General features: G+C 68.6%; 2 protein-coding genes. Both read left to right on the forward strand.

Going from position 1 to position 1,701, the window contains the following annotated elements; translation table 11 throughout:
- Positions 1–435 (forward strand): copper chaperone PCu(A)C domain-containing protein (locus AC2VOP_RS18745; protein WP_486962361.1); only part of this gene is annotated, 435 nt, incomplete at its 5' end.
- Between the two features lie 35 nt (positions 436–470).
- Positions 471–1,701: DNA repair protein RadA (radA, locus tag AC2VOP_RS18750; protein ID WP_486962362.1), on the forward strand; the 1,231-nt coding region annotated here is incomplete at its 3' end.

The following is a 1,701-nucleotide window of genomic DNA, read 5'->3' on the forward strand; positions in this document are numbered from 1 at the left end:
GTCGGCCAACTGGCGCTGCGCGACGTTCGCATCCAGGCGGTTCAGAACGGGGATTTCCTGCCGCCCGGGCAAACTGTCGATCTGGTGTTCGTCGCCACCAACCAGTCCACCGACACCGACGACGAACTGACCGCCATCAGCACCGATGTCGGCGCGGTTTCGGTGACCGGCGGCAAGAAACTGCCGGTCGGCGGCGCTCTCGTCGTCGGCACCTCTGCGGACGGCGACCTCGCACCGCTGCAGGTGCTCAAGGAACTGCGCGGCGTCGAGCATGTGGACGCGGCTGTGGCCACGGTGGCGCTGGACAAGCCGATCAGCAACGGTCTCACCTATGACTTCACCTTCGATTTCAAGGAGGCAGGACCGATCACCCTGGCGGTGCCGATCTCGGCCGGCGTGACTCCCCGGCTGACCGCGGCCCAGTCTCGCGGCTGACCGTCGCTGTCGGACCTGCCGGTTACCGTCATCGGGTGGCCAAGGCTCGTTCCTTCTATCGGTGCTCGCAGTGCCGGCACACCACAGCCAAGTGGTTGGGCCGCTGCCCGGCGTGCGGCAGTTGGGGCCTGATCGATGAAGTCGGTGAGATAGCCGGCGCCGGTCTATCTGCGATCACCCCGGCTCGACGGGCGGTTCCCATCAACTCCATCGAACCCGGCCGCGCCCACCCCCGGCCGACCGGTGTCGCCGAACTCGACCGCGTGCTCGGCGGGGGGGTGGTGCCCGGCTCGGTCACGCTGCTTGCGGGAGATCCCGGGGTCGGCAAGTCCACGCTGCTGCTTGAGGTCGCCTACCGCTGGGCAGAAGCCGGGCGGCGTGCACTATACGTCTCCGGTGAAGAGTCCGGCGGCCAGATCCGGTTGCGTGCCGAGCGAACCGGATGCAGCCACGACGAGATCTACCTGGCGGCAGAATCCGACCTCCGGACCGTGCTGGGCCACATCGAGGAGGTGCGCCCGACGCTGATTGCGGTGGATTCAGTGCAGACGCTATCGACCGCCGATGCCGACGGTGTCGCCGGTGGCGTCACGCAGGTGCGTGCGGTGACCGCCGCGTTGACTGCGACGGCCAGGGCTACCGGTGCGGCGCTGCTTCTCGTCGGCCATGTCACCAAGGACGGTGCGATCGCCGGGCCGCGCTCGCTGGAGCACCTCGTCGACGTGGTCCTGCACTTCGACGGCGACCGCAACACGGTGTTGCGGATGGTGCGTGGCATCAAGAACCGATTCGGCACCACCGACGAAGTGGGCTGCTTTCTGTTGCATGACACCGGAATCGAGGGAGTCACCGACCCGTCCGGGTTATTCCTGGATCGGCGGCCGGAACCGGTTCCTGGCACCGCGATCACCATGACGCTGGACGGTCGGCGGCCGCTGGCCGGGGAGGTCCAAGCGTTGCTGGCCAAGCCGGCAGGCGGGTCGCCGCGGCGGGCGGTCAGCGGCATCGACCACGCGCGCGCCGCCATGATCACCGCCGTACTCGACAAACACGCCGCGCTGCCCGTCGCGGCCAACGACATCTATTTGTCCACTGTCGGCGGCATGCGGCTGACCGATCCGTCGTCGGACCTGGCGGTAGCGATCGCGCTGGCCTCGGCTTGCACGGACCTACCGCTGCCCACCACCACGGTGGTGATCGGCGAGGTTGGCCTGGCGGGTGACCTGCGCCCGGTGATCGGGATGGACCGTCGGCTGGCCGAGGCGG

It is taken from the genome of Mycobacterium sp. TH-M106 (assembly GCF_057473765.1).